The 26,350-nt window shown below is 60.1% G+C and carries 21 protein-coding genes; 10 read left to right on the top strand and 11 right to left on the bottom strand.

The annotated features are described in order from the left end of the window. Nucleotides 1-387 (bottom strand): hypothetical protein (locus ACM6I7_RS03260; protein WP_414887942.1); only part of this gene is annotated, 387 nt, incomplete at its 3' end. A gap of 444 nt (nucleotides 388-831) precedes the next feature. Between ACM6I7_RS03260 and ACM6I7_RS03255 the strand changes: the two genes are divergently transcribed. The 3 genes from ACM6I7_RS03255 to ACM6I7_RS03245 all read left to right on the top strand — a co-directional run bounded on the left by ACM6I7_RS03255 (nucleotide 832) and on the right by ACM6I7_RS03245 (nucleotide 7,417). Continuing rightward, entirely contained in the window at nucleotides 832-2,781 is a 1,950-nt protein-coding gene (locus ACM6I7_RS03255; protein WP_414887941.1) for a hypothetical protein, read from the top strand. A gap of 157 nt (nucleotides 2,782-2,938) precedes the next feature. Then, nucleotides 2,939-4,885: a hypothetical protein gene (locus ACM6I7_RS03250; protein ID WP_414887940.1), complete on the top strand. Its 1,947-nt coding sequence runs from the start codon at nucleotides 2,939-2,941 to the stop codon at nucleotides 4,883-4,885. Nucleotides 4,886-5,170: 285 nt separating this feature from the next. Then, nucleotides 5,171-7,417, top strand: a complete 2,247-nt coding sequence (locus ACM6I7_RS03245) for an autotransporter outer membrane beta-barrel domain-containing protein (RefSeq protein ID WP_414887939.1) — start codon at nucleotides 5,171-5,173, stop codon at nucleotides 7,415-7,417. Nucleotides 7,418-7,530: 113 nt separating this feature from the next. Here the strand turns inward: ACM6I7_RS03245 and ACM6I7_RS03240 are convergent, their stop codons facing one another. The 3 genes from ACM6I7_RS03240 to ACM6I7_RS03230 form a co-directional block, all read right to left on the bottom strand. Next, nucleotides 7,531-9,024 (bottom strand): hypothetical protein, encoded by a 1,494-nt coding sequence (locus ACM6I7_RS03240; protein ID WP_414887938.1) that lies wholly within the window; start codon nucleotides 9,022-9,024, stop codon nucleotides 7,531-7,533. A 223-nt stretch (nucleotides 9,025-9,247) separates the two neighbouring features. Beyond that, on the bottom strand, nucleotides 9,248-9,643 hold the full coding sequence (locus ACM6I7_RS03235; RefSeq protein ID WP_150367961.1) for a YbaN family protein: 396 nt from the start codon (nucleotides 9,641-9,643) through the stop codon (nucleotides 9,248-9,250). A gap of 10 nt (nucleotides 9,644-9,653) precedes the next feature. Next, nucleotides 9,654-10,241, bottom strand: a complete 588-nt coding sequence (locus ACM6I7_RS03230) for a YecA family protein (protein ID WP_007962155.1) — start codon at nucleotides 10,239-10,241, stop codon at nucleotides 9,654-9,656. A 309-nt stretch (nucleotides 10,242-10,550) separates the two neighbouring features. Between ACM6I7_RS03230 and recQ the strand changes: the two genes are divergently transcribed. The 3 genes from recQ to ACM6I7_RS03215 all read left to right on the top strand — a co-directional run bounded on the left by recQ (nucleotide 10,551) and on the right by ACM6I7_RS03215 (nucleotide 15,134). After that, the gene (recQ, locus tag ACM6I7_RS03225; protein WP_097090179.1) at nucleotides 10,551-12,680 is read left to right on the top strand and encodes a DNA helicase RecQ; all 2,130 of its coding nucleotides are present in this window, start codon (nucleotides 10,551-10,553) and stop codon (nucleotides 12,678-12,680) included. A 133-nt stretch (nucleotides 12,681-12,813) separates the two neighbouring features. Next, nucleotides 12,814-13,248 (top strand): MarR family transcriptional regulator, encoded by a 435-nt coding sequence (locus tag ACM6I7_RS03220; protein WP_027613988.1) that lies wholly within the window; start codon nucleotides 12,814-12,816, stop codon nucleotides 13,246-13,248. A gap of 128 nt (nucleotides 13,249-13,376) precedes the next feature. Further along, nucleotides 13,377-15,134, top strand: coding sequence for a FimV/HubP family polar landmark protein (locus ACM6I7_RS03215; protein ID WP_414887936.1), 1,758 nt, complete (start codon nucleotides 13,377-13,379; stop codon nucleotides 15,132-15,134). A gap of 142 nt (nucleotides 15,135-15,276) precedes the next feature. Here ACM6I7_RS03215 and ACM6I7_RS03210 read toward each other — a convergent pair whose 3' ends face one another. After that, nucleotides 15,277-17,478 carry a patatin-like phospholipase family protein gene (locus ACM6I7_RS03210; protein WP_414887935.1) on the bottom strand — a complete coding sequence of 734 codons (2,202 nt, stop codon included), beginning with the start codon at nucleotides 17,476-17,478 and terminating at the stop codon, nucleotides 15,277-15,279. A gap of 71 nt (nucleotides 17,479-17,549) precedes the next feature. On the opposite strand from ACM6I7_RS03210, the gene ACM6I7_RS03205 reads away from it, so the two are divergent. Then, a complete protein-coding gene (locus ACM6I7_RS03205; protein ID WP_414887934.1) occupies nucleotides 17,550-17,837 on the top strand; it encodes a SelT/SelW/SelH family protein in 288 nt (95 codons plus the stop codon). On the opposite strand, the gene ACM6I7_RS03200 is transcribed toward ACM6I7_RS03205, so the two are convergent. Both ACM6I7_RS03200 and ACM6I7_RS03195 read right to left on the bottom strand, forming a co-directional pair. Then, on the bottom strand, nucleotides 17,831-18,724 hold the full coding sequence (locus ACM6I7_RS03200; protein ID WP_027613984.1) for a DMT family transporter: 894 nt from the start codon (nucleotides 18,722-18,724) through the stop codon (nucleotides 17,831-17,833). The genes ACM6I7_RS03205 and ACM6I7_RS03200 overlap by 7 nt on opposite strands. A gap of 74 nt (nucleotides 18,725-18,798) precedes the next feature. After that, nucleotides 18,799-19,563: an AraC family transcriptional regulator gene (locus tag ACM6I7_RS03195; RefSeq protein WP_285374055.1), complete on the bottom strand. Its 765-nt coding sequence runs from the start codon at nucleotides 19,561-19,563 to the stop codon at nucleotides 18,799-18,801. Nucleotides 19,564-19,699: 136 nt separating this feature from the next. Here ACM6I7_RS03195 and ACM6I7_RS03190 point away from each other — a divergent pair, with 136 nt between their 5' ends. Next, entirely contained in the window at nucleotides 19,700-20,515 is an 816-nt protein-coding gene (locus tag ACM6I7_RS03190; RefSeq protein WP_414887933.1) for a UDP-2,3-diacylglucosamine diphosphatase, read from the top strand. Nucleotides 20,516-20,635: 120 nt separating this feature from the next. On the opposite strand, the gene ACM6I7_RS03185 is transcribed toward ACM6I7_RS03190, so the two are convergent. Both ACM6I7_RS03185 and ACM6I7_RS03180 read right to left on the bottom strand, forming a co-directional pair. Then, nucleotides 20,636-21,226: an HD domain-containing protein gene (locus ACM6I7_RS03185; protein ID WP_247840246.1), complete on the bottom strand. Its 591-nt coding sequence runs from the start codon at nucleotides 21,224-21,226 to the stop codon at nucleotides 20,636-20,638. A 26-nt stretch (nucleotides 21,227-21,252) separates the two neighbouring features. Further along, the gene (locus ACM6I7_RS03180) at nucleotides 21,253-21,564 is read right to left on the bottom strand and encodes a DUF962 domain-containing protein (RefSeq protein WP_003222750.1); all 312 of its coding nucleotides are present in this window, start codon (nucleotides 21,562-21,564) and stop codon (nucleotides 21,253-21,255) included. A gap of 164 nt (nucleotides 21,565-21,728) precedes the next feature. Here ACM6I7_RS03180 and ACM6I7_RS03175 point away from each other — a divergent pair, with 164 nt between their 5' ends. Then, nucleotides 21,729-22,784 carry an AraC family transcriptional regulator gene (locus ACM6I7_RS03175; RefSeq protein ID WP_218568261.1) on the top strand — a complete coding sequence of 352 codons (1,056 nt, stop codon included), beginning with the start codon at nucleotides 21,729-21,731 and terminating at the stop codon, nucleotides 22,782-22,784. On the opposite strand, the gene ACM6I7_RS03170 is transcribed toward ACM6I7_RS03175, so the two are convergent. Then, a complete protein-coding gene (locus ACM6I7_RS03170) occupies nucleotides 22,741-24,195 on the bottom strand; it encodes a TrkH family potassium uptake protein (RefSeq protein WP_097090175.1) in 1,455 nt (484 codons plus the stop codon). The genes ACM6I7_RS03175 and ACM6I7_RS03170 overlap by 44 nt on opposite strands. 121 nt (nucleotides 24,196-24,316) lie before the next feature. Between ACM6I7_RS03170 and ACM6I7_RS03165 the strand changes: the two genes are divergently transcribed. Beyond that, nucleotides 24,317-24,883: a nitroreductase family protein gene (locus ACM6I7_RS03165; protein WP_258678931.1), complete on the top strand. Its 567-nt coding sequence runs from the start codon at nucleotides 24,317-24,319 to the stop codon at nucleotides 24,881-24,883. A 110-nt stretch (nucleotides 24,884-24,993) separates the two neighbouring features. Here ACM6I7_RS03165 and ACM6I7_RS03160 read toward each other — a convergent pair whose 3' ends face one another. Then, nucleotides 24,994-26,334, bottom strand: a complete 1,341-nt coding sequence (locus ACM6I7_RS03160; protein ID WP_027613978.1) for a sensor histidine kinase — start codon at nucleotides 26,332-26,334, stop codon at nucleotides 24,994-24,996. Nucleotides 26,335-26,350: the final 16 nt, after the last annotated feature.

Genomic DNA, 26,350 nt, shown 5'->3' with positions numbered 1-26,350 from the left:
TTCGAGTTTGACGAAGATATTCACCGGAGGCAGCGAAATTTCCGGAGTCTGTTCGAATACCTTGACCCGATATTGCAGCGTATAGGCCCCGGTCACGAACCGCGTGGGCGGGACATACAGGGTGACACGCTCGCCGACATCCTCTGGCTTGACGAGGGTGGTCTGGTCGACCTGAATACCGTCGAGCAGCAGCTCGATGTGGTCACCTAAACCCATAAGGTACCAGGGTGGGCAATAGACTTTCAGCCCCTTGTCGGGCGCCAGCAACTGCGCGGCGGCGATATTGATCCCCCACACCCCCCCCTCCAGGGCCGGCTGCGTACGGTCGGGTATTTCCAGTTGCCGCAGAGACTTGGGGGCCGGGAGGCGAGGGGGCTGAATAAGCATGCTGAAGACTCCAGAGTCGTGGGAAGCAAAGGCTCTGGGTTATTTAGGGGCAGGTGGCGAGCGTTGGCTACTGTCAGAAATTACAGGTAAGGACGTATTTGCGATGAACGGTCGGGGGGCGGGTTTTGCGTGCCTGAAACGACTTCCCCGTAGGCGCTGCCGCAGGGAAGTCGACTCTGCGGTGACCCCCTTCTGCTCAACAAAAATACAGCTTCACGCTGAGCTGACTGTTCAGTCGTTTCCATCGGCTTCCCGACAAACGGTAAGCAAACCTAGTATTTCTGACAGTAGTCAGCTTTTTCCGGCAGGCATCTAATTGGGTCACAAACGTTCCACGCCATCGTCAGTCAATGGCCCGTTTTATCTTCACGACTGCCCTGCGCGAGAACACTGTCCGCTCAACTGCCGTGGAGTTTCGCAATGGTGCCCCCAGAAGAGTCGTCGATGGATCCGCAACACGCACGCGGCGATGACGAACCAAGTCTTGTGGTTATTCCAGAACCGATTGTTCCGGATATCCTGAAAGACGAAGAGGGAAATGAGAGCCCGGACGGGCTATTACCTCGCGATGTATTGAATCGCGATTTGAAAATCACGATTCCGGCGTGGGATTTCTCGACAGAGCCGGAATTCGCAAAAGACGTCGTGTGGGTGGGCTTCAGGCGACGGGGGCTTCCCTTTGATGACGACACGGCGGGGGTGTTCCCGTTCGATATTCCCATTGATCCGGGTGACAAGATTGTTTCGGTGCCTCAAAGGGACCTGGAAGCTGGCGTTTACGACCTGTCGTACAAGCTCGTGATTGGTGGCAACGCAGCGGAATCGCTGAAAAAAACCATCACCGTCGATAGAGTGCCGCCGGATGACGGCCAGGAACCGGCGATGCTGGAGCTGCTGGATCTTGAGGGCGACATCACCGATGACTATTTGGACGAGCACGGTCAGGTTCGTTTCAAAGTACGCCTCTATCTGGACGTGAAGGCCCGTGACCGGGCGATTTATTACTGGACGGACACCGACACGCCACCGGGCTTCGAAACCGAAATCCGCGAGCAGGCGTTCAGTCAGTTTGATATCGATAACGATCAACTCATCATCACCGTCTACGCAGACGAAATTCGCCTGCGTGGTCATGGGCAGCGATACATCTATTATCGCTTGCGCGACTGGGCCGGAAACCGGGGACCACGCTCGCGGTTGCTGCCTGTGTTCGTCGATCTGACCCCGGGGGCACCCATCCACAAGCCTCCGCGCATTCCCCTGTCGGACAGAGGCTTGATCGATCGTCAGCACGCCCGGGAGGGGGCGGTCAATCAAGGGGCGGTGACGGTCGAAATCGATGCCTATGACAATCCGTTGAGCGGCGATCAGGTACTGCTGGACTGGGATGGCACTGTTCTGCCGCCGCAGGATGTCGACCCGGCCAACTTTCCTTGCGTGATCCCTGTGCCGTGGAGTGCGCTCACAGCCAAGGGGCTGGGTCCGGTGAATGCTCGTGTCACTTACCGCGTGCGTTCAGGGGGCGTCGATAGCAAACCATCAATGGAAACCCTGGTATCGGTGAACCTGACGGTGGCAGGCCAGGATCACGCCAATGCGCCGGCGTTGTTGAACCCCAGGCTTGCCTTGCTGGAGATCTACGGCGCCAAATCCAAGGTGCTGAACACATTGCTTACCGAAGATTTCGGCGAGGACGCCGACGGCTTCCTGACCTTGTTCGACGCACCCGAACGAGGACACACGATCGAAGTTTATTGGGGGAGCATCAGTACGCCCGTGGCGAGATACATCGTCCAGAGCGGTGACGTTGCCGGCAAGAGAGTGCCGTTCAATATTCCATGGGCGGTCATTGACCAGGACCGGCTGAACCCGGCGTTGCCGGTCCATTACACCACCAGCAATGGCATCAACCAGCAGTTGGCGCCATTCACGCCCGTCAAGGTGTCGATCATCATTATCGAAGGTCTCCAAGAGCCTTCGTTCCCTGACGCTGGCATCGAAGGGACGCTTGACTGCTGTGCGAAACCGCGTCTCTGGGAGCGGGTGCGCGTGAGGATTGAAGGCAACCCGGCGTTTGACGAGAAGGACATCGTGACGTTGTTCTGGCAGGGATGCGCGGGACCGAATGGCACCACGCCCATTCCCGGGGCCGCGCAACCGTTCTTCACCACGTTGAGTGCGGATCAGGCAAGAAACGGTTTTGAAGTGCATGTGACCGATTACGAAAGATTGATAGCGCCGATGCAAAACCGGGGTTCGGCGTTATGTCATTACACCTTGAAAAAGTTTACGGGTGGGCAGGGTGTTTCAAAAAAAGATTTCGTGATTATCAATAGAACCATGCCCAGTGGTGCAGTGTGTTCGCCCACTAATGAAACCTGTACGGAACCGTAACGGGTAATTGATTCATTAAAGTGCATTAGCCGGTTTTAGCCGGGACAGTCACGAGTATTTATTCGGGGCTGACAGAGAGTGTTGTGCCCGCGTTTTGGGCGTTCGTTGTTTGACAAAATCCCGGGCAGATAAAGCCCGTTTCTGAAGGAGCTGAAAAATGGCAAGTCGTCAACCATTGACGCCCGCTGAACAAAGTCGGGTCGATTATCTGAAAGTTCGCCGTGCTGTTACAAAAGTACCTGCACCCATCATCAAAGTGCATCCAGATAACGCATTTCTAAGCGATACGTCGGATGATGAAACCAATCAGATTCCGCTGAGCCAGCAGGGAAAGCTTTTCAAGTGTCTGGTTCCGAGACCTGCGGAGGCTGACGACCCGGAGAGGATACCCGGCTTCATTGATCTGACGTTTGACGGAAGTCCGATACCCTCTACTCGATACAATTATGAGACGCCGCTGGACGCCGATATTCTTGAAATCGAAATGACGTTTCCTGTCGGATACACCGATAGGCCGGGGACACATGAGTTGGGATACTTTATCGATCAAGGCGGTAATGAGAGTAACTCTGTTCCGTTGAAGTGCAATGTTGATAGAACTCCTCCGCACCCGTTTTTTCCGGTTGGACTTCCAGATGAAATAGTAAATGACGGTATTACCAAAAAATATCTGGACGACAATGATTTTGTAGCCATTAAGATTCCTGAGTATGGAGATATGAAGATTGGCGATTTTATAGAGTTGTTATATGGGGACTCGACAGTGTTGGCAGAGGTTGTCGATTCGGTCACCCGGACTGATACCATCAATGAGATCGTGCTTAGACTTACCGCTGAACAAGTATTCAAGCAAGATGAAGGGACTCACGCGCTTTTTTTCAGAGTCACCGACCGTAAGGGAAACCCAAGTACTTTTTCTCCACCAGTTTCCGTTACGGTCGTTCTGACAGACCCACCCGAGGGGCTGTTGCCCCTTGATATTCCGCTGCTTGACAAGGACGGTCTGGTCGATCTGACGGATGCGCAAACGCCTTTGGGCGTGGGAATCCTTGAAGAATACACCCACTACTTGCCGGGAGATGAGTTGGTGGTGACCTACGACGGCATTCCGCAGATGGCGAAGACCATCAGCGGGTTCCCGGTTTACGTCGATATTTCATTCAAAGACGTGGTCAAGGACAACCCTGGTGAAAAAACTGTAGACGCCGAGTACCAAATCAAACGCGGCAGCACCTATTACCCGCCAACTCCGATTTCCAAAGAAGTTAAGGTTGATTTGCGAAAGCCCGGTCTGCCGATTGATCCGAATAATCCAGACCCGACCAATCCAAATCTGGCGTTGGTGACGGTTCAGGGTGATTCCGGAGGCCCTGCCAATGAGTTGCGAGAAGCCGACAAAGATGGGGACGTTACTGTTACGGTCAATACCTATGGCGGCGCCAAGGAATATGACACCGTTCAACTTGTATATGCGGGCCAGCTTGTTTCTGAGGAGGATGGTGGCCTCGTTACGATTTCAGACCCTGTTCCCACATCGCTTGAGTGGAAAGTGAAGTGGGACGTTATTGCGGCGGCAGGTAATGGTAATCCAAAGCACCCGATGGCTTACGTCATCGGTCATCCGCTGAACGACAACGTAGATATTTCAAAACCTCGGGAGGTGGATGTGGAGATTCAAGAGGACACTGTCCCTGATCCGGCATTTTTACACCTTGATCCCAATTATACTGACTGGCTGAACTGCAAAGCCTTGCGCCTGGATCCCATCGAGGGTGTGGTGGTCGAGGTGCGGGTCCCGGGCGGGGAATTGGCACTGGCGAATCAAGAGCTGACATTCACCTATCAGGGTTATACCGACGACGGCGGTGCAAACCCCAAACCCGAGACAGACGAGGAGGTGTTCTACACACCGACAGAGCAGGAGGCCGCGTCCGGCTTCATTGTGAAGATCCCATACGCGCCCTTGCTCGCGACTCTGAATGCGTGGGGTGGCGTCAAATATAAGGCTGTCATTAACGGACGTGAGACGACCTCCCAACAGCATTTGGTCAGGGTGTACCTGGTCAATCCGGGTGATGGCGGAAGTTGCCCGTTGCCTACCTGATTCAATGCGTTTCAAAGGAAACACGGGAGGCCGCTACGCCTCCCGTGTCCTCGCTGAAACGGTTGCTGAAACAGGCGGATCATTCCTCGAGCGGGACAGGACTTTTCCGTCCGGATCTAGGACTTCTCCTACATTTTTGCTTGACCCGGATAGGTATTGTTCGCGCCTCTTACAGTCTTTTGGCGTTTCTTCTGAAAGATGTGAGGTGATGAACATTCAGGAAGCCACGTCATGAACAAAAACCATGTTTCGCTGCAAAAAAATGCTGCGGCAGGACTCTTTAAAATGCTGGTCGTGCTGCCAGCATTTTTTTTTACCGGCGGGCATTCTTTTGCCGCCGTTATTGTCGATAACGGCAATACGCTGAATATCGATGCAAGCACACCACAGAGCGATTATCTGGTACGCAACGCAAGTGTGCTGAACATCGCGGGGGCCACCACCCAGAGTCTGTCTGTCACGTCCGGATCAACGTTGAATATCAACGGCGCAACGGTCAATGCCGACAGTGGGCTGGTGGGTATCCGCATAACCGGCAGCACGGGTGATCTCACTCGCGCCATCGTGACCAGCGACTTTATGGGGCTGGCGGTCAATCGGTCTATCGGCTCGACCCTGGGCTCCACGGTCACTGCAACCGACAGTCAATTCAAGGGTGGGGAAATCGGTGCTCAGGTCACCGGCTTGAGCACGCTCACGCTCATCAACAGTCAGGTGACGGGCACAGGGGCTGACAGTACCGGCCTGAACATATTGGGGGGGGATGTACGCGCCTCCGCAAGCACGGTTATCAGCGGCGACAAGACCGGGGTGACTATGGGCAGGGATCCCTCGGGCCTGGGCAACAATTCACTGCGGCTCGACAACGCCAGTGTGGAAGGCCGCACCGGTGATGCGATTCTTGTGGACAAGGGCATCAATGCCACCCTTGAGGTGTTGAACCAGTCTTCCCTGACGGGGGGCAACGGCAACGTGCTGACGGTGCAGGGCGCTTCCACCGCGGGCATGTCTGTCAGCGACAGCACGCTGCAAGGCAACGTCAACGTCACCGGCAACAGTACCGCCAATCTCACCTTCGATCAGGGCAACATGAAGGGCGATGTGCTGGTCGAAAACGGTTCGACCGCCAACGTCACCCTGCAGAACAACTCGCAACTGACCGGCCGTCTCGACAATGTCAACGGCGTGACCGTCAACAGCGGTTCGAGCTGGACCCTGACCGGTAATGACAAGGTCGGAACACTCGCCATGAATGGCGGGACGGTGCGCTTTGGTGCGCAGGATGTGCCGGATACGTTCTACGAGTTGAACGTCGGCACGCTGGCCGGATCGCCGGATGGTTCCAGTACGGTCGAAATGAAGGGCAATTTCGCCACCGGTCAGCACGACTTTCTCTATGTCAGGGGCGTTGCCACCGGGCAATTCGGATTACTGGTGGCCGCTTCCGGTCTGGACGCGGTGAACCCGCAGCAGTTGACCCTGGTGCACACCGCCGCCGGCGACGCGCAATTTGCCCTGAGAGGCGGGCATGTCGATCTGGGTACCTGGTCGTATGACCTCGCTCGGCGAGAAGTGGGGGAGGGCGGGACGGAATGGTTTCTCGACCCGACCACCAAGACCATCAGCCCCGGGGCGAAATCGGTACTGGCGCTGTTCAACGCTCCGGTGACGCTGTTGTATGCCGAGGCGGGAACATTGCGCAGCCGCATGGGCGAGTTGCGTTTCAATGGGGGTGACACCGGCCTGTGGATGCGCACCTACGGCAACAAGTACAACATCAGCGCCGCTTCCGGCGTGGGTTATCAGCAGACCCAGCAAGGACTTTCTCTGGGGGCGGATACGCACCTGGGCGACAGTCTGTGGGTGGCCGGGATCATGGGCGGCTACAGCCATACCAACCTGGACGTCGCACAGGGGACTTCGGGTACGGTCGACAGCTACTATCTGGGCCCTTACGTGACCTGGATGAACAAGCAGAGCGGTTACTACTTTGATGCGCTGCTCAAGTTCAACCGCTTTCAGAACGATACGAAAGTCGGCATGAGCGATGGCACGCGGGCCAAGGGCAGTTATGACAACTCCGGCATAAGCGCCTCGGCGGAGTTCGGGCGTCAGATCACCCTGGGCAACGGCTACTACATCGGGCCGTACGGCAAACTGTCGACTGCGCTGATTCGCGGGCGCAGCTTCGACCTGGACAATGGCATGCAGGCCGACGGCGATCGCAGCCGCTCGGTGCTGGGTGAAGCGGGAACCACGGTGGGCCGCAACTTCAACATGGGCAATGGCATGGTCGCCCAGCCTTATGTGCGCGTTGCGGTGCAGCACGAGTTCATCAATAACAACCGCGTGACGGTCAACGCTGATAATCAGTTCAACAACGACTTGTCTGGCACCCGTGGTGTGCTGGGAGCAGGCGTTGCAGTGGCATTGACCAAGGACCTGCAGGTGTATGCCGGTTACGACTACAGCCATGGCAAGTACATCGAGAAGCCGTATGACTTGAATGTCGGAGCGCGCTGGACCTGGTAAGCCGCTTCATGATGTGAATACCTGAAAACGCCTCGCACCTGCGGGGCGTTTTTTGTGCTGGCCTGCCGGGCAACCCGCTGTCCGGGCCGGCGGGTTGACCTGACACCTGCGACTCAGGTGAATCGCAACACGTTGATTTCCTGATGCCCGGACTCATGCGTGCCCCGCCAGTGCGGCCCGTCACGGGACACCCGGTAGAACAGATTCAGTGCACCGTTCTCCAGCACCCGCAGATGTTTTCCCGGCACGTACAAGGTCACGAGATGATTTTCCACGTCCTCCGGGCTGACGATGTGCCGAGCCTCATACAAGTAGGGAATGCCATTGGCCTTGGTGCCCAGCCAGGCCATGTCGACGATATCGTCCGCGGTCATGCCCGGGTACTGAATGTTCACGGTGGCCGATGTGATATCGGTGCTCACCGTATCGCCCGCGGCTTCGCTTAAGACCGGCGCGGGGATCCGGCCTTCCACGCTGGCGAGTTCGTGCCTGGAGGGGAGCGCAGAGCCATCGTCCTTTTTGTAGCGCACATACGATACGTCTGCGGTTCCCATGGCAATCGCCCGGACCTGCGCATTCGGAATCTGAAACATGAGGATGCTGGGAAAGCTTTCCACCCTCTGGGATTGTCGGTTGGGCAACGGAGCACCGGTGGGTGGTGTGCCTACCCAAGTCATGGTGACGGTGTCACCCACCTCGAAATCGCTGGTGGAGGCGCGAACATGCACGTTGACATCGCGATTGTTCAATTGGTCGAGATCAATGATGCCGTTGACTGACTCCTGGATAATCGGCTCATCCAGCTGCCGGATTCCGGACATGACTTTGACTGGGGGCCTCAGCGACCACTTCTCGGAGTGGTTGAATACCTCGTCATGGATCCCGTAATGCACCACCTGCGCGTTGCCGTCGCCACCGGCCACAATATCGTCCTGGTGTGCGGTGATCTCGATAGGTGCCGTGCCGGCTGCTTCATCGGCGCTGACGGTATGAGGTGGCAAGAAGGCATTGCCCCATTGCACCTGGATAACGTCGCGCACGGCGATGTTCGGGTAGCGAGGAATAACCATCGGCACACCCTTGGCTGCCCAAACCGCATCCACACCGTTAACGATGACGTCACGCGGCAGCTGCACGATGTGCAATTTTGCATGTCCGGGCAAATGGGGCTCATCGTCTTTGCCGCCTGGCAGATCCAGCTTCACCAGTATTCGCAAGGGCGTGGCGGGCTCGTCGGGGCTGGTGCTGCCTGCGCGGGTCAGTACGTAGTAGACCTCGTCGACCCAGCCGGGAAGGATGTTCGTCACAGGCAGGAAGAAAAACACCGGTTGGTTGCTGCCGTCTTCGTCGTCCTGCAGAACCCGGGTAAAGATCTTGTGGTCCTTGCCCCAATAGATATCGAGCGTGTCACCTTTGCGCATGGGTTCGGCGTAGGCATCGACGGAGCAGAACAAACCGTCGGGAAACTGGTAGTAGGTTTTGCAGTTGATACCGCCGTCCCCATCGACGATCGGCTCTATCATGGCCGAAATCCGCAAGGGACGCAGTTTCAGCCCCGGAATCTCAGTCTGCAAGCGTGGAAACAGGAAGGAGTGAAAGTGCGTCATGACGAAAAACCTCAGCGAAGGACATGGGGCTCTGCGAGGAAGGCGTTGATTGATTGGGCCTGATATGGCGAGTGCTGCCAACTGTCAGAAATAACAGGTAGGAGGTTTTGTCCGACGAGCGGTCAGTGGCAGGGCACTTGGATAACTGGCTCGAAACACACGAAACAGACGGCCTGAGGCGCTGTCTCGGGGATAAATGCAGATGTAGCGGGGGCGGCGGTATTCAGGATTTATCCAAAGTCTTTTGCCGAAGGATGTACACCGTCACCAACACCGCACTGGTCAACATGAACCCCCGCGCCCACGGCAGTGGCACCAGGTAGCACGAGAACAGAATGCTCGCCCACATCAGCCCGATCGCGTAGACCTTGCCCTTGAGCGGAATGCCGTTGCCGTCGAGGTAGTCGCGGATCCATGGCCCGAGCTTCGGGTGCTCGACCAGCCATTGATAGAAACGCGGAGAGCTGCGGGCGAAACAGGCGGCCGCCAGCAAAAGGAAAGGGGTGGTGGGCAGAACCGGCAGGAAAATCCCGATCACCCCCAGTGCCACGCTGAGCCAGCCGACGGCCAGCAGGAAGTAGCGCAACATCAGGGGGCGGTTGCCTATGGGGTTGTCCATAGGCCGGATCTTAGTGGTGACGTGGCTTGAGGATCGCCGGTTTTTCGTCTGGCGCCTGGCACAGCAGGTACAGCGCGGTCAGGGCTTCCGGGATCTGCACGATCATGTCGTCCATCAGGTTGGCGTCCTTGGCGATGTCTTCGAACTCTGGCTGCTCGTCGAACAAGCCCGAACCGACCATGATCGGCAGGAGCATTTCGCTGACTTCTTCTTCAGCGGTTTCGAACCAGGCCGCTTCACGCAGGAATACGCCTTCCATGAAGCCGATGCACCACCCGCGCAGTTCAGAGTCGTCCGGCTCGTCGCCCAGGTCCAGGTCACACGGCAGTTCGAATTCTTCGTCGGACGCCAATTGGCGGGCGATGTGTGCCTTGAGACCAATCAGGGTGGCTTCGATTTCTTCGCGCTGGGCTTCGCTGCTGTAATGCGGCTCTTCGGCGAACAGGGCGTCGATCCACTCACGCTCCGGTACGTCTTCTGCACAGATTGACAGGGCGGTCAGGTAACCGTGGGCGGCCACGTAATCCAGCGCCTCTTCGTGCAGCTCGTCGGCGTCGAGAAAGACTTGCAGGCGGGTTAGTTGCTCAGCGAAGGACATTACGGGGCTACCTTGGGGGAATAAACAATGCGGGAATTCTAGGCCTTCTTGAGCGCTCAAGCCAGCCGCACGGCAGATTTGCCGCAATTACAGGCAACACGAATATCCCACAGGGTTTTCGTGTTGGCGGCTAGCGGAGTCTTATCAGCGGCACCCCCTGCCGGGGAGGGCTCGGGTATACTGCCGCGTTTTGCGCTCCCTGCTCGTATTGCGGTGGTCTGGCAATGCGCTCTTACGTTTTGTTTAAGCAGCTGTGGCTGTCCTGAACCAGCCTGTGCAGGGATGTTTCGGTAGATTTTTGGAGTTTTTATGCTCGAACAGGCTCAACGCGTCCTCAAGGACATCTTCGGCTACGACAGTTTCCGTGGCCGCCAGGGTGCAATCATTGAGCGCGTGGCCAGCGGCGGTGATGCGCTGGTGCTGATGCCTACCGGTGGCGGCAAGTCCCTGTGCTTCCAGGTGCCGGCGCTGCTGCGCGAAGGCCTGGCGGTGGTGGTGTCACCGTTGATCGCCCTGATGGACGATCAGGTCGCCACCCTCGAAGAGCTGGGCGTGGCCGCCGCTGCGCTGAACTCCACGTTGAGCGCCGAGCAGCAGCGTGACCTCGCCGCACGAATCAAACGTGGCGAAGTGAAAATGCTCTATCTGGCGCCCGAGCGTCTGGTGCAGCCGCGCATGCTGTCGTTCCTGCAAGGCTTGAACATCGCCCTGTTCGCCATCGACGAAGCGCACTGCGTGTCGCAATGGGGCCATGATTTCCGCCCGGAATACCTGCAACTGGGCCAGTTGGCGGAAATGTTCCCCGACGTACCGCGCATCGCCCTGACGGCGACCGCCGACAAGCGTACCCGCGAAGAAATTGTCACCCGCCTGCACTTGCAGAACGCCGAGCGTTTCCTGTCGAGCTTCGACCGGCCGAACATCTTCTACCGCATCGTGCCCAAGGAACAGCCGCGCAAGCAGTTGCTCGCGTTCCTTGCCGAGCGGCGCAGCGATGCCGGCATCGTCTACTGCCTGTCGCGCAAGAAGGTCGAGGAAGTCGCCGCGTTCCTCAGCGAGCAGGGCTTCCCGGCGCTGCCGTATCACGCCGGTTTGCCCAACGATTTGCGCGCCTATCACCAGAAGCGCTTCCTCAACGAGGAAGGCCTGATCATGGTCGCCACCGTGGCGTTCGGTATGGGCATCGACAAGCCCAACGTGCGTTTCGTCGCGCACCTCGATCTGCCGAAATCCCTGGAAGCCTATTACCAGGAAACCGGGCGCGGCGGCCGTGATGGCCTGCCGGCGGATGCGTGGATGGCCTACGGTCTGCAAGACGTGGTGATGCTCAAGCAGATGCTGCAGAACTCCGAAGGCGATGAGCGCCACAAGCGTCTGGAGCAGCACAAACTCGATGCGATGCTCTCGCTCTGCGAAGAAACCCGCTGCCGCCGGCAGACGCTGTTGGCGTATTTCGACGAAGACATGCCCGAGCCGTGCGGCCACTGCGACAACTGCGTCGACGGCGTGCAGACCTGGGACGCCACCGAGCCGGCGCGCCAGGCACTGTCGGCGATCTATCGCACCGGCCAGCGCTATGGCGTCGGCCATCTGGTGGACGTGTTGCTGGGCAAGGACAACGAAAAGGTCCGCAGCTTTGGCCATCAGCACCTGTCGGTGTACGGCGTCGGCAAGGCGCTGAGCGAGAGCGAATGGCGCTCGTTGTTCCGGCAACTGGTGGCGCGTGGTCTGGCTGACGTCGATCATGAAGGCTACGGTGGCCTGCGCCTGAGCGATACCTGCCGGCCATTGCTCAAGGGCGAAGTGAGCCTGGAGCTGCGCCGCGACCTCAAGCCGCAAGTCACCGCCAAGACCGCCAGCAAGAGTCCGGCCAGTCAGCTGGTGCGTGGCGAAGAGCGCGAACAGTGGGAAGCCTTGCGTGCACTGCGCCGCAAACTCGCCGAAGAGCATGGCGTGCCACCGTACGTCATCTTCCCCGATTCGACCCTGCTGGAAATGCTCCGCAGCCAGCCGACCTCGCTGGCCGACATGGCGCGGGTCAGCGGTGTTGGTGCGCGCAAGCTGGAACGTTACGGCGAAGCCTTCCTCGAAGTGCTCGGCGGCGAGGCCGAGGCGCCGAAAGTGGTGGCCGATGTGCGTCACGAACTGATCACCCTGGCCCGCGCCGGCATGACCCCGATGCAGATCGCCGGGCAGTTGCAATGCTCGGAAAAGAACGTCTACACCATGCTCGCCGAGGCCATCGGCAAGCAACAGTTGTCGCTGGAGCAGGCGCTCGATTTGCCTGAAGAGCTGATGGGCGAAGTGCAGGACGCGTTCCTCGACGGCGAGGGCGAGTTGCCGTCGGTCGCCGAAGTGGCCGAGCTGTTCGCCGGTCGGGTTCCGGAAGGCGTTCTTTACTGCGTAAGGGCTGCGCTGCAATCGGAATTCGAAATGTAAGAGGGCGATTGCGCCAACCGTCAGGCAGTTGTAACGATTCAGTACAGGTCGGCTCTTGCCTATAGCCAAATGTCATGCTTAGCTGACTAATAATTAGTTTTTCTCTATTTGTCAGTCTACTCATGAGTGTTTTATGCCGTTAACCGATCAACACCGCTTTGGCATGCAATTGGCCCAGATGTCTCGTGGCTGGCGTGCCGAACTGGATCGCCGGCTGGCCGGTCTGGGCTTGTCCCAGGCGCGCTGGCTGGTGCTGCTGCATCTGGCGCGTTTCGAAGACGCGCCGACCCAACGCGAGCTGGCGCAAAGCGTCGGTGTCGAAGGGCCGACCCTCGCGCGTTTGCTCGACAGCCTGGAAAGCCAGGGCCTGGTGCAACGTCAGTCGGTGATGGAAGACCGCCGGGCGAAAAAAATCGTGCTCTGCGCCCCGGCGTTGCCGCTGATCGAACAAATCGAAACCATTGCCACGCAGCTGCGTCACGAATTGTTCGAAGGCGTCGACGAGGCGGATCTTAAAGTGTGCATGCGCGTTCACGGGCACATTCTGGGCAACCTGGAAAAATCTTGAGGCATAAACCGCGCGCCGGTTTTTTGAGGGATCGCGCAGAGCAGACTATAAGAACTACTGGGCAATATCGTGTTCGTACCGGATGTGCGAACGCATAGAAACCGGTTTTGCTTATTTAAGGGATGCTCATGCTCGCAAGTCGGCACGTTGTACTGCGCGGTGGCGCCAGATGGCTGCTGGTCGCTGGTGTATTCAGCTATTCGACCTGGTCGATGGCGCTGGGGTTGGGGGACATTACCGTCCATTCGGCCCTCAATCAGCCGCTCAAGGCCGACATCGCCCTGGTGGATGCCGTGGGCCTCAGTGCCAGCGACCTCTCGGCCAGCCTGGCCACCGCGGATGAATTCGGCCGGGCCGGGGTCGAGCGGGTGTTCTTCCTCAATGACCTCAGGTTCACCCCGATCCTGCATGGCAATCGCCAGATGATCCGGGTGACCTCGCGCAAACCGGTCAATGAACCTTTTCTGAATTTTCTGGTGCAGCTCGATCAGCCCAATGGCCGCTTGTTGCGCGAGTACACGCTGCTGATCGATCCACCCGGATCGCCGAGTATCGTGCCGGCCACCGACGAGCCCGATCCACGTCCGCAATCTTCTGAATTTCCCACCGTCGAACCTGCCACGGCGGCGCCTCAGGCTGCTCAGGGCAAGCGCGACGCCGCCCCTTCAGCGCCACCCGCTCCGGCGGCGCCAGCCAACGATGCCGTGGCCGAGCAATTGGCGGCCAGCGTGTTGCTCAATCAGCAGTTGCAGAAGACCGTGGACGAACTCAACGCCAGACTGCAGGCGCAAGATGTGCAGATTGCCGACGGCAAAAAGCAGGTCAGTGATCTGCAAACGCGTTTGAGCGAATTGCAAAAGCCAGCGGCACCGGCCGTTACGCCGCCAACACCCGCGCCGGTCACCACCGCGCCTGAAGCTGCCGACGATGGCCTCAACTGGCCGCTGCTCGGTGGCTTGCTGGTGCTGTTGGGATTATTGGGTACCGGGTTGTTCGTACGACGTCGCCGGCAACTGGCTGAGGGCGCGGCGCCACTGGCAGCTCTGCCGGCAGATCGGCAAGCAGATCCTGAAGACCCGCCAGCCACTCAATCGGCGAGCATCCGCGCAGCCACCGAACACCGTGAAGAACCGGCGGCCGGCGATGTGCTGGAGGCGGTGGGGATCTATCTGGCTTATGGGCGTTTGAGTGAGGCGGTCGGGTTGTTGCGCAATGCCATGGACAAGGAGCCCGAGCGCACCGAATTGGGTGTGCAATTGCTCGAAGTGCTGGGGCGGCAGGGCGACAGCGCTGCTTATGAACAACAGGAACATCGCCTGCGTGATGCCGGGGTGGATCCTCAGCAACTGGCCGCGATCCGTGAACGGCATCCAAAATTGACCGGCGCTGCGCCGATAACCCCGGCAGTGCCGATGGTCGCTGCCGCAGCGGTGGCGCAGGCGCCCGAGGATGATTTCGAATTGAATCTGGGTGAGCTGTCGATGGCGTCCAGTTGGGATCTTGAGGGCAGTCGCTCTGCACCTGAGCAGCACCCGGATCTGTCTGCATCGAACTCAGGACTTGAGATCCTGCCAGCAGACTTCGAGTTACCCGAAACCGGGGCCAGCGAAGAGGCGGAGCTGGAGTGGATCCCCGAACCGGACGCGCAGCCGCTGGACGATGACTTTCTCAATGCGTTCGGCGATCCTCCGTCCACTCTGGCGCTGGAGCCGCTGAGCTTGCAGGAGCCGGAACCTGCTGTCGGGTCAGTGAAACTCGAACAGGCACAGACCTGCATTGATGATGGGGATATCGACAGCGCGATTGCCTTGCTTAATGAGTTGCTCAAGGAAGGGGATGAACCCCTCAAGCAAACGGCGCGGACGTTATTGGCGGGGATTCGCTGAAGGTTGAGTCAGCGGAATTGTTCGCTGACTGAACTATCGCCTTCGCGAGCAAGCCCGCTCCCACAGTTGGAATGCGTTTCAGTGTGGGAGCGGGCTTGCTCGCGAAGGCGGCCTGGCAGGCAATATAGATCCACCTGAATGATCAGAACGTCTGCCCCAGATTCAGATAAACCGCCTGCTCGTTCGCATCATTCAAGCCATAGGTGAAGTTCAGCGGCCCCAACGGCGTATCGAAGCCGATAAACACACTGGCGGCATTGATGTAGCCGCTGTCGAATTCATTGTCGTTGTTCCATGCCCGCCCACGCTCCAGCGAAGCCCCGGCATACAGCGGGAAATCGAGCGGCAAATAAGAGCGTGGCGTCAACCGGCGGTAGTACACCGCGCGCATCAGGCTGACGTTCTGCCCGGAAATCGAATCCTCGCGAAAGCCCGATAACTGTCGCGCACCACCGAGCAGGAAACTCGACGTCACCACATTGGCATCGTCCAGCGTTCGGCCATAACGGCCGCCGAGAATCAGTGTATCCGGGCCATGGCTCATGGCTTTGTCCAGCTTGAACTCCCATTGTCGGTAGCGCGTGTCCGAGCCGAGGCCCGGTTCGAATTGCATCAGGGTCAGGCTGACGTCCTTGCCCTCGTGGGGAAAGTAGACGTTGTCCAGCGAGTCGAACGAGTACTTCAGCGAGTAGAACCCTTCAGTGAAGTTTTCTCTCGGCAGGTCCTGATGGCCGATGCGCACATCCGCTTTGCCCCAGGCCTCGCCGACCCCGAAGCGGATTTCACCGTTATTGCCGATCTGCCGGCCGAAATTGAGGCCGAAACCGTAGCGTTCGACGCGGTATTGGGCGATCGGATCGTTGTCGAGCACGGCATCGACGTTCTGCGCCTCAAACGCAGCATACGGCGCGACGAAGTAGCGCGAGCCGACGTCCAGCGGCTGATAGAACTCGGTGTAGAGCTCCTGTTTGTCGCCGATCTGCGCCCGGGTCAGCCATTCCGCGCCGAGGCGGTTGATGCCGTTGATGCGGTAGCTGGCGCCGAGGTTGAAGGCGCTGTCACCGCGCATATCGTCAGACAGGTTCAGGCCGACCCGCAGGTAATCGGTGCCGCTGCGTTTGCCCCGGGCGCTGATCACCAGCGTGTGATCCTGGCCCTTGTGCACTACGCGGTACTGCACCTGTTCGAAGTAATCGAGGCCGTACAGCGTACCCATGTCCGAGTGCAGTCGGCCCAGATCCAGCGGCTCGCCGATCGGCTGACGGATGTAATAGCGAATCACCTCATCGCCGACTTTCGAGTCGTTCTCGACCCTGATCGCGGTGATGATCGGCGTGCGCTGGCCTGGGGCGCGGGCGGCATTGAGTTCGGCGTCTTGAGATTCGTGAGGTTTGAGCTGAGCGAGGCGGGCGTCGAGAATCCGCGTGGCGCGGTAACCGGCGTCAATCATCTCCTGGGCCTTGCCGAAATCGGTGACGCCGAATGCCGCCAGCGCCGGTTGGATCAGCACGTCGGTGGGTTTGAGGGCGGCCAGTTGCTCTTCGGAGTTACGCCGGGTCATCAGGGTGATCGACTGGTTCAGCACATCGACCACGGTCGTCAGTTGTTTGCGGTTGCGCAGCGGCGTACCGATGTCGACCACGATTGCCACGTCGACACCCATCTCCCGCGCGACGTCGAGCGGGATGTTGTCAGTCATGCCACCGTCCACCAGCAGCCGCCCGTCCAGTTCGACCGGGGCAAACACCGCCGGAATCGACATGCTGGCGCGGATCACCTGCGGCAGGTGGCCTTTGCGGAACACCACTTTTTCGCCATTGGCGATGTCGGTGGCCACGGCGCGGAACGGGATCGGCAGTTTGTCGAAGTCGCGGGTATCACTGGTGTGCGCCAGCAGGCTTTCCAGCATCAGCGCCAGGTTCTGGCCCTGAATCACCCCCAGCGGCAGGCCGAGGCTACCGTCATCGCGAAAACTCAGCTGCTGTTTCACCAGAAAGTCGCGGTCGTCCTGCTTGCGGCGAAACGGCACGTCTTCGCGTGGCGGCGCGTCGGACAGCGCCTGTTGCCAGTCGATGTTCAGCGCGAGTTTTTCCAGTTCATCGATCTTGTAGCCCGAGGCATACAGGCCACCGACCACCGCGCCCATGCTGGTGCCGGCAATCGCATCGATCTTGATGCCTTGCTCCTCAAGCGCCTTGAGCACGCCGATGTGCGCCAGGCCACGGGCAGCACCGCCGGACAGCACCAGGCCGACTTTCGGGCGGGGCGCTTCGGCGGCATGCACGGTGACATTAGCAAAGAGGGGCAGGAAGCCAAGCAGCAGGCAGAACAGCAAACGGCGCATGGTGAGTCTCGGGGCAAGCGATAAAGCCGGCTATTATAGCGGCGCCCTCTGTCTCAGGAGTTTCAGCGCACATGAGCGTGAAAAAAGCGGAAGTCGTCATCACCTATTGCACCCAATGCCAGTGGCTGCTGCGCGCTGCGTGGCTGGCGCAGGAACTGCTCAGCACTTTCGGCGATGACCTCGGCAAGGTGTCTCTGGTGCCGGGCACCGGCGGGGTGTTTCACATCAGCTGCGACGACGTGCAGATCTGGGAGCGCAAGGCCGACGGCGGTTTTCCCGAGGCTAAGGTGCTCAAGCAGCGGGTGCGCGATCAGATCGACCCTGAGCGCGACCTTGGCCACAACGATCGCACTCAGTGAGACGCGGCTTCGGCAGCCACGGTTTTCTTGTCGGCGCTGCCTGACATCCGCGCCGAGACCACGATGGCGATGATGATCAGCGCCCCCCCGATCAGCATGCGCACGGTCGGGTTTTCATCGAACAGCAACCAGGCGACGGTGATTCCGTAGACCGGCTCCATGGCGAACACCACGGCGGCGGTGCGCGCCTTGATCACCGCGAGGCTGGCGACAAACAGGCTGTGGGCGACACCGGTGCAGAACACTCCGAGCAGACCGATCCACAGCCAGTCCAGCGCGCGCACTTCGCTCAGTTGCGGGGCAGCGACCGGCAGCAGACACAGCGCCACCACCACGTTCTGGCACAGCGCGGCCTGCACCGCCGGAATCCGTCCAGAGCTGGCGCGGTTGGTCAGCGACAGCAGGGCGAACAGCAAGCCCGACAGCACCGCCCAGAGCAACCCGGTGGTGGCGCCGCTGGCCAGATCGAACGCCGGGGTCACCAGCACCAGACCGACGCTGACCAGCACCACCAGCACGATTTCATTGGCGCGGATGCGTTCGCGGAAAATCAGCCCTTCGAGAATCACCGTGAACGCCGGGAAACTGGTAAAGCCCAGGGTCGCGATGGCCACGCCGGCGACCTTCACCGCGATGAAAAAACTCACCCAGTGCCCGGCCAGCAACACGCCGCTGAGCGCCAGACGCCGCCAGTCGACCGCCTGCAGTGTCCGCCAGCCGTGCTGACTGGCGAAGCGGGCAAAAAAGGCCAGGGCGAGCACGGCAAACGCGGCACGTCCGAAGACGATCACTGCCGGCGAGGCGGCCGCGAGTTTGCCGAACACACCGGTCAGGCCGAACATTAAAGCGCCGATATGCAGGGCGCCGAGGGCGGTACGCGGAGTCATTGCAATCCTTAATCCGAACACGGTTTCAATGTTGCCCATTGAAACGTGTTGCGGCGCAGAAGTCTGTCGGCGAACTAGCGTTTTTTGTCGCAGGAGTCGCGGCGTAACTGCCCCGGTGAAGCGCCGAACTCGCGCAACACCGCCGCCGCGAACGCGCTTTGCGAACTGTAGCCGACCCGACTGGCGATCTCACCGATGGGCAGCGCCGTGTCACGCAGGAGGCAAACCGCCTTGTGCAGGCGCCGGCTGCGAATGTAGTCCATCGGCGTCTGCCCGCATTCAGCCATGAACCGCGCATGCAGGCGGGCGCTGGACAGCCCGGCGATCTGCGCCAGATCGGCCACCTGCAGCGGGTAGGCGGCGTATTGTTCGATGTGCGCATCCAGCGCCGCGTAGGGCAGGCGCCGCGCCGAATGTTCGGCAGGTCTGGCGTGATTCAGGCTGGCCAGCAGCAACACTGCGCCTTGCTGGGCGATCAGCGGATCGCTGACCGGGCTGTGTGCCAGCCAGTGGACCAATTGGCTTTGCCCGGCATCAAGCGACAATCGCGCAGGCTGGTCGAGCAAGCGCTGACTGGCGTCGGCGTGCTCGCCCAGTGAGTCGTTCAGCCATTGCCCGTCGGGCACGTCCAGCACCAGACAACGACTGCCATCGGGGCTGCCGCAGGCGTGATGCGCGCCGCCAGGGACGACCACGAAACTCTGCTGGCGCACCTGGCTGCCCTGACCCTCGACTTCGAAATCCAGCGCGCCGGACAGACCGAACACCAGTTGCGCGTGGTCGTGGCTGTGGACGATCAGGTCGTGGGTGTATTGGCGCAGGGTGAGGATCGGGCGCATGGAAGAAGTCTCCGAAGTGAGCGCCAGTCTACACCGGGGCGACGGGCTTGCGCGCTGTCACACGACTGACGCCTGTCTGTCATGGTCGATTCACCCGGCACGTGCACAGTGGCGAAAACATCGCAGAGGGTTGCCCATGACCAGCGCCGAGCTCGCCAAACCCAGCCGCAAACAACGGGTGCGTACCTTGTGGATTTCCGACGTGCACCTGGGCACGCGGGATTGCCAGGCCGAGCACTTGTCGCAATTTCTCAAGGGCTACCACGCCGACAAGATCTATCTGGTCGGTGACATCATCGACGGCTGGAAGCTGCGCGGTGGCATGTACTGGCCGCAGGCGCACACCAACGTGATCCGTCGCCTGCTGACCATGAGCAAGCGCGGCACCGAGGTGATCTACGTCACCGGCAACCATGATGAATTCCTGCGCCGCTATTCGAAGCTGATTCTCGGCAACATCCAGTTGGTCGACGAGGCGGTGCACGTCACGGCGGATGGCCGGCACCTGCTGGTGATCCATGGCGACCAGTTCGACGTGATCACCCGCTACCACCGTTGGCTGGCCTTCCTCGGCGACTCGGCCTACGAATTCACCCTGACCCTCAACCGCTGGCTCAATCACTGGCGAGCGCGTTATGGCTACGGCTACTGGTCGTTGTCGGCGTACCTGAAACACAAGGTGAAGACGGCAGTGAGCTTCATCAGCGACTTCGAAGAAGCCATCGCCCACGAATGCGTGAAACGCGAATTGCACGGCGTGGTCTGCGGGCACATTCACCATGCCGAGATCCGCAAGGTCGGCGAGGTGGATTACCTCAATTGCGGCGATTGGGTGGAGTCGTGCACGGCGTTGATCGAGCACTGGGATGGCACGATCGAGCTGTATCGCCTGGCGGATGCACAGGCGCGGGAGGCACAGCTCAAGGCCGCCAACGTTGCCGAGATTGCCTAGACCCCAGATATCTCCTGTGGGAGGGGGCTTGCTCCCGAATGCGGTGTATCAGTAAGTACATGTTTATCTGACACACCGCCTTCGGGAGCAAGCCCCCTCCCATGTTGAGTTGTGGTGTTCTCAGGCCGGGCTATGTTCTTCCATCGCCGCCTTGTAGATCGAGTGCTTCGGCTGGGCAAACAACCGCTCCATCATCGGCTCGAAGAAGCTCAGCGGCAGGGTTTCATAGGCCGGGTCGAACGCCGCCGCATCGTACCTGGCGCAAAATTCCGCCGTGGCCTGATACTGCGGATGCGCGGCGAATTGCTCGCGCAGATGCCGATCCATGCCCAGGTGATGGAAGAAGTAATAACCCTGAAAGATCCCGTGCTTCTCGACCATCCACAGATTCTCGGCACTGACGAACGGTTTGAGAATCGCCGCCGCGATGTCCGGGTGGTTGTAGGAGCCGAGGGTGTCGCCAATATCATGCAGCAGCGCACAGACCACGTATTCCTCGTCACGACCATCGCGATAGGCGCGGGTCGCGGTTTGCAGCGAATGGGTCAGGCGATCCACCGGGAAGCCGCCGAAGTCACCTTCCAGTAACTTCAGGTGCGCGACGATCCGCGACGGCAATTGCCGAGCGTAGGCGCTGAAGTCCGCGGCGATGATCGCCCAGTCTTCCTGCGTGCCGTCCTGCATGTGAGTGAAGCGGGCATTGGCGTTCATCGGCAAGGCTCCTGGTGGGTCGGGTTTCAGAACGCCACGCGGCCGAGGATCATGTCGCGGTACATGACGAAATCGCCGAGCAGACTGTACAGCGGATGCTGGAAAGTCGCCGGACGGTTCTTTTCAAAGAAGAAGTGGCCGACCCAGGCAAAGCTGTAACCGGCCAGCGGCAGGGCCAGCAACAGCAGCCAGGCGCCTTTGGCGATGGTCATGGCCAGAATGAAAATCACCAGCGTGGTGCCGATGAAATGCAATCGTCGGCAGGTACTGTTGGCGTGTTCGCTGAGGTAATACGGGTAGAACTCGGCGAACGTATTGAATTGCTTGATGTTTTCCACGACTGCGATCTCTGTGGTTATTGTTCTGACGGCAAGTTGTTCGGCGGGTAGCTTATTTGAGTCTAGAGTGAACACTGGCATCAGCCAGTGACAATGGGCGCCACTTTAGTATCCTTCGCAAATCGGGTCGTCACATGCGATCCATCATGTAAAAGAATAACGCCATGAGCGAACGAACGACTTCTGCAAGCTGGGCGATGGGGATTGTCAAAGCATTGGAGATGGACGGCCTGGATTGCCGGGTACTGTTCAAGCAACTGGGGCTCGATTACGCGGCCCTGGATGATCCGGATGCGCGCTTCCCGCAAGATTCCATGACCCGCCTCTGGCAACGGGCGGTCGAGCTGTCCGGCAACCCGGCGATCGGCCTGAACATGGGCAAGGTGGTACGCCCGGCGTCGTTCCACGTTGCCGGCTATGCCTTGATGTCGAGCAACACCCTGGCCGAAGGCTTCCAACGCCTGGTGCGTTATCAGCGGATTATCGCCGAGAGCGCCGACCTGAGTTTTCGTCTGCTCGAAGAAGGCTATGCGCTGATTCTGACGGTGCATGGCGATCACCTGCCGCCAACCCGGCAGAGCGCCGAAGCCTCGCTGGCCTGTGCGCTGGGCCTGTGCGGCTGGTTGACCGGGCGCACCCTGCATCCGGTCAAAGTGCTGTTTCAAGGCGACGAGCCCGCTGACCTGCAACCTTACCGACAAGCCTTTCATGCGCCGCTGATGTTCAACGCGCCGTACGATGCGTTGATTTTCGAACGGGCCGATATGGAAGCACCACTGCCCACCGCCAACGAGGCCATGGCGCTGCTGCACGACCGGTTTGCCGGGGAATACCTGGCGCGATTCTCTGAAAGCCGCGTGACCCACAAGGCGCGCCAGGTGTTATGCCGTTTACTGCCGCAGGGCGAACCCAAGCGCGATACCGTGGCGCAGACCCTGCATCTGTCGCAGCGCACCTTGCAGCGCCGGTTGCAGGAGGAGGGCACCAGTTTTCAGCAGTTGCTCGACGACACCCGCCGCGAACTGGCCGAGCAGTATCTGGCGCAGCCGAACATGACCTTGCTGGAGATCGCCTATCTGCTGGGGTTTGCCGATCCGAGCAACTTCTTCCGTGCGTTCCGCCGCTGGTTCGACACCACGCCCGGCGATTACCGGGCGCGGCTGTTGCAGGCGCCGGTCAGTGACGCCAAAAGGCCGGAATACACAGCACAAACACCGTAATGATCTCCAGTCGGCCGAGCAGCATGCCGAACGACAGAATCCACTTCGCGGCATCCGGCAAGGTGGCAAAGTTGCCCGCCGGGCCGATGGTCTCGCCCAGGCCCGGGCCGACGCCGGACACGGTGCTGGCAGCGCCGGTCAACGCGGTCATCCAGTCGACGCCGAGCAGCGACAGCAGCAGGGCGATCACGCAGATGGTGATGGCGAAGAAGAACGAAAAGGTCAGGATCGAACGCACGATCTCTTCGTCGAGACGGTGGCCGTTGTACTTTTGCTTGATCACCGCGCGCGGGTGAATCAGCTGGTTAAGGTTGGCCTTGAGCAGGATGTAGGCGACCTGGAAACGGAAGATCTTGATCCCTCCCGCCGTCGAGCCGGAGCAGCCACCGACAAAGCCCAGATAGAAAAACAGCATCAGCGAAAAGTTGCCCCACAGGCTGTAGTCGCCGAGGGCAAAACCGGTGGTGGTGACCACCGACGTTACGTTCAGCGCCACGTGCCGCAGCGCTTCCAGCCAGTGCAGCTTGGTGGTCCACCAATACCAGGTGCCGAGCACCAGCCAGGTCACCAGCAACATGCCGAGCAAACCCTGCACTTGCTGATCCTTGATCAGCGCACGACGGTTGCCGCGCATGGTCGCCACGTACAGGGTGAACGGCAGGCTGCCGAGAATCATCACGACCACCGCGACCCAGTGCACCGCCGGTTGCGTCCACTTCGCCAGGGACTGGTCGGAGGTCGAGAAACCGCCGGTGGAAATCGCCGACATCGCGTGGTTGATCGCATCGAACGGGCTCATCCCGGCCCACCAGAACGCCAGGCTGCCGAGGATGGTGATGCCGACGTAGGCCGCCACAATCAAACGCGCCACCATGTGCGAGCGCGGCATGACCTTTTCCGAGCGGTCGGACGATTCGGTCTGGAACAGGCGCATGCCACCGATGCGCAGCAACGGCAGAATCGCCACCGCCATGCCGATGAAGCCGATACCGCCGAGCCAGTGCAGCAGCGAGCGCCACATCAGAATCCCCGGCGACATGGTGTCGAGCCCGCTGAGTACGGTCGAGCCGGTGGCGGTGATGCCGGACATGCTTTCGAAGAACGAGTCGGTGTAGCTGATGTGCTGGGTCAGCAAAAACGGCAGCGCGGCGAAAATACACACCACCAGCCAGCTGCTGACGGTCAGCAGGTACATGTCGCGCGGGCGCAGGTGGATATGTTCGGGGCGGCCGGGGATCACCAGTGCGAGGCCGGCGAGGAAAGTGATCATGCTCGCCCAGAGGAACGACGGCAGATCGCCGGTGCGCTCGAAAATCACCAGGGTGGCCATGGGCACAACCATGGCGATGGCCAGGGTGATCAGGAAGATGCCGATGATGAAACCAATGATCCGTAAGGTCGGCAACGCCATGAAGTCCGCTCGGGCTGATGTAGGAAGGGCGCCATTCTACCCGTGGGGCAGGGCATGTAAACCGGCACCCTGTTGCCGGATACCGCTAGAATAGCCGCACATTTTTCTCAGGAGGTGGCCGATGCAGGCTCTCGACGCTTTGCTCAACCGTGTTTCCGTTCCACGTCTGGTCGAACCGGCCCCTACCGCCGAGCAGCGCGAAGCCCTGTTTGGCGCAGCCCTGCGCGCGCCGGATCACGGCCACTTGCAGCCGTACCGTTTCCTCACCGTCGAAGGCGCGGCACGTGAGCAAATGGGCGAGTTGCTGGCCGAAGCGGCGCAGATGCAGGAAGGCGAAGTCACTGAAGCGATGATCGACAAGGCGCGCAACGGCCCGCTGCGGGCGCCGCTGGTGGTCGTGGTGATCGCGAAACTGCAGGATCACGTCAAGTATCCGAAGGCCGAGCAGTTGCTGGCGGCGGGGTGTGCGGCTCACGGGATTCTGCTGGCGGCGTATGCTCAGGGGATCGGGGCGGTGTGGCGTACTGGTGATCTGGCGTATTCGAAACATGTGGCCCAAGGGTTGGGGCTGGCAGAGGGCGAAGAGGTGATCGCGTTCCTGTATCTCGGCACGCCGCAGAAGGAGCCGCGTGTGGCCGAGAAGGTTGATCTGGCCGAATTCGTCAGCGCCTGGCCGGGCAAGGCCTGACACCACCGATCAAATGTAGGAGTGAGCCTGCTCGCGATAGCGGTGGATCAGTCAATGAATTTTTGTCTGATCCACCGCTATCGCGAGTAGGCTCACTCCTACAGGTTTGATCAGGGTTGCACGACGGCGCCCGGCACTAACGGCAATTCCAGGCTGGCGACAAACCCGCCCTCAGGATGATTGGCCAGCAGCAGGCTCCCGCCATGCCGCTCCGCCGCGCGCCTGGCAATCGCCAACCCCAGACCATGTCCCGGCGCCGTCTGACCCGGCGCCCGGTAGAACGGCTCGCCCAACTGGCTCAGATGCTCGGCCTGCACACCCGGCCCGTGGTCGCGCACACTCACCACAATTCGTTCGCCCTGACGCGTGGCCTGCATCTCGATTGCCTGATCCACCGGGTTGAAGCGTTGGGCGTTGCGCAAAAGGTTATCGACGGCGCGCTCGATCATGGTCGGCCAGCCGGTCAGCGTCAGGTGTGGTTCGGCATCCAGGCGCACGGTCTGCTCCGGCGAGCCAAGTTGCGCGTCTTTCTGCAAGGTGCCGAGCAGCGCATTCAGGTCTACCGCTTCGGCACTGGCGTTGTCGGCATCGACCCGTGCCAGCACCAGAATCTCGCTGATCAGCGCTTCCAGCCGATCACATTCGCGGGTCAGGCGTGGCCAGAGCTTTTCCCGTTCTTCGGGGTTGGCCCGTTCCGCCAACGCCAAGGCGATGCGCAGCCGTGCCAAGGGTGAGCGCAGTTCGTGGGACACATCGCGCAGCAACTGGCGCTGACTGCCGATCAGGCTTTGCAGGCGCGCGCCCATGCGGTTGAAGTCGTTGGCCAGCACGCCGAACTCATCGCGACGGTTGGCCAGTTTCGCCAGGCTGTTCTGCTGATAGGTGGTCTGCCCCAGATCATGCACCGCACCGCGCAAACGGCTGAGCGGGCGGGTGATGGAGAAGGTCACCAGCAGGCTGAACAGGGTCAGCACCACCAGCGCAATGCCCAGCGCACTGAGCGGCCAGAGCAGACTTTCGCGGTGCCAGGCGTCGAGCTCCGGGTGCGGGATGCGGAAGATGAACAGATAGGTGTCGCCGGTTTTTTCGCTGGTGAATTCGTCGGTCAGGCGCCGCCAGGGCAGGCGTCGGTCATCGTTGTTCTGCCGGGCTTCGAAGGCGGCGGCGCGACGCGGGAAGGTGCCACGCACCACCGGGTCGCCGCTTTCGTTCAGCACCTGCACATCGATGTGATATTGGCGTTTGCGCTGTTCGAGGATGTCCTGCGCGGCGTCTTCGCCCTGGGCTTCGTAGGTTTGCGTCCATTCGGCGGCCAGAGTGTTGAGGCCCGGATGGCGGCTGAGGATCCACGCGTCCTGGTTGAGCATGTGCCCGAGCAGAATCGACAGCCCCGCCACCAGAGCAATGGCCAGCCAGAAGCTTGCGAGAATACGCCAGAACAATGAACGCACAGAAAATCCTCAATCA

It is taken from the genome of Pseudomonas sp. IT-93MI4, assembly GCF_949767635.1.
GTDB lineage: Bacteria > Pseudomonadota > Gammaproteobacteria > Pseudomonadales > Pseudomonadaceae > Aquipseudomonas > Aquipseudomonas putida_A.
This window is presented reverse-complemented; position numbering and strand designations above follow the sequence as displayed.

Bases quoted from the DNA above. Each gene is read 5' to 3' on its own strand.
- ACM6I7_RS03255 (WP_414887941.1), top strand. From the start codon at position 832: ATGGATCCGCAACACGCACGCGGCGATGACGAACCAAGTCTTGTGGTT.
- ACM6I7_RS03250 (WP_414887940.1), top strand. From the start codon at position 2,939: ATGGCAAGTCGTCAACCATTGACGCCCGCTGAACAAAGTCGGGTCGAT.
- ACM6I7_RS03245 (WP_414887939.1), top strand. From the start codon at position 5,171: ATGCTGGTCGTGCTGCCAGCATTTTTTTTTACCGGCGGGCATTCTTTT.
- ACM6I7_RS03240 (WP_414887938.1), bottom strand. From the start codon at position 9,024: ATGACGCACTTTCACTCCTTCCTGTTTCCACGCTTGCAGACTGAGATT.
- ACM6I7_RS03235 (WP_150367961.1), bottom strand. From the start codon at position 9,643: ATGGACAACCCCATAGGCAACCGCCCCCTGATGTTGCGCTACTTCCTG.
- ACM6I7_RS03230 (WP_007962155.1), bottom strand. From the start codon at position 10,241: ATGTCCTTCGCTGAGCAACTAACCCGCCTGCAAGTCTTTCTCGACGCC.
- recQ (WP_097090179.1), top strand. From the start codon at position 10,551: ATGCTCGAACAGGCTCAACGCGTCCTCAAGGACATCTTCGGCTACGAC.
- ACM6I7_RS03220 (WP_027613988.1), top strand. From the start codon at position 12,814: ATGCCGTTAACCGATCAACACCGCTTTGGCATGCAATTGGCCCAGATG.
- ACM6I7_RS03215 (WP_414887936.1), top strand. From the start codon at position 13,377: ATGCTCGCAAGTCGGCACGTTGTACTGCGCGGTGGCGCCAGATGGCTG.
- ACM6I7_RS03210 (WP_414887935.1), bottom strand. From the start codon at position 17,478: ATGCGCCGTTTGCTGTTCTGCCTGCTGCTTGGCTTCCTGCCCCTCTTT.
- ACM6I7_RS03205 (WP_414887934.1), top strand. From the start codon at position 17,550: ATGAGCGTGAAAAAAGCGGAAGTCGTCATCACCTATTGCACCCAATGC.
- ACM6I7_RS03200 (WP_027613984.1), bottom strand. From the start codon at position 18,724: ATGACTCCGCGTACCGCCCTCGGCGCCCTGCATATCGGCGCTTTAATG.
- ACM6I7_RS03195 (WP_285374055.1), bottom strand. From the start codon at position 19,563: ATGCGCCCGATCCTCACCCTGCGCCAATACACCCACGACCTGATCGTC.
- ACM6I7_RS03190 (WP_414887933.1), top strand. From the start codon at position 19,700: ATGACCAGCGCCGAGCTCGCCAAACCCAGCCGCAAACAACGGGTGCGT.
- ACM6I7_RS03185 (WP_247840246.1), bottom strand. From the start codon at position 21,226: ATGAACGCCAATGCCCGCTTCACTCACATGCAGGACGGCACGCAGGAA.
- ACM6I7_RS03175 (WP_218568261.1), top strand. From the start codon at position 21,729: ATGAGCGAACGAACGACTTCTGCAAGCTGGGCGATGGGGATTGTCAAA.
- ACM6I7_RS03170 (WP_097090175.1), bottom strand. From the start codon at position 24,195: ATGGCGTTGCCGACCTTACGGATCATTGGTTTCATCATCGGCATCTTC.
- ACM6I7_RS03165 (WP_258678931.1), top strand. From the start codon at position 24,317: ATGCAGGCTCTCGACGCTTTGCTCAACCGTGTTTCCGTTCCACGTCTG.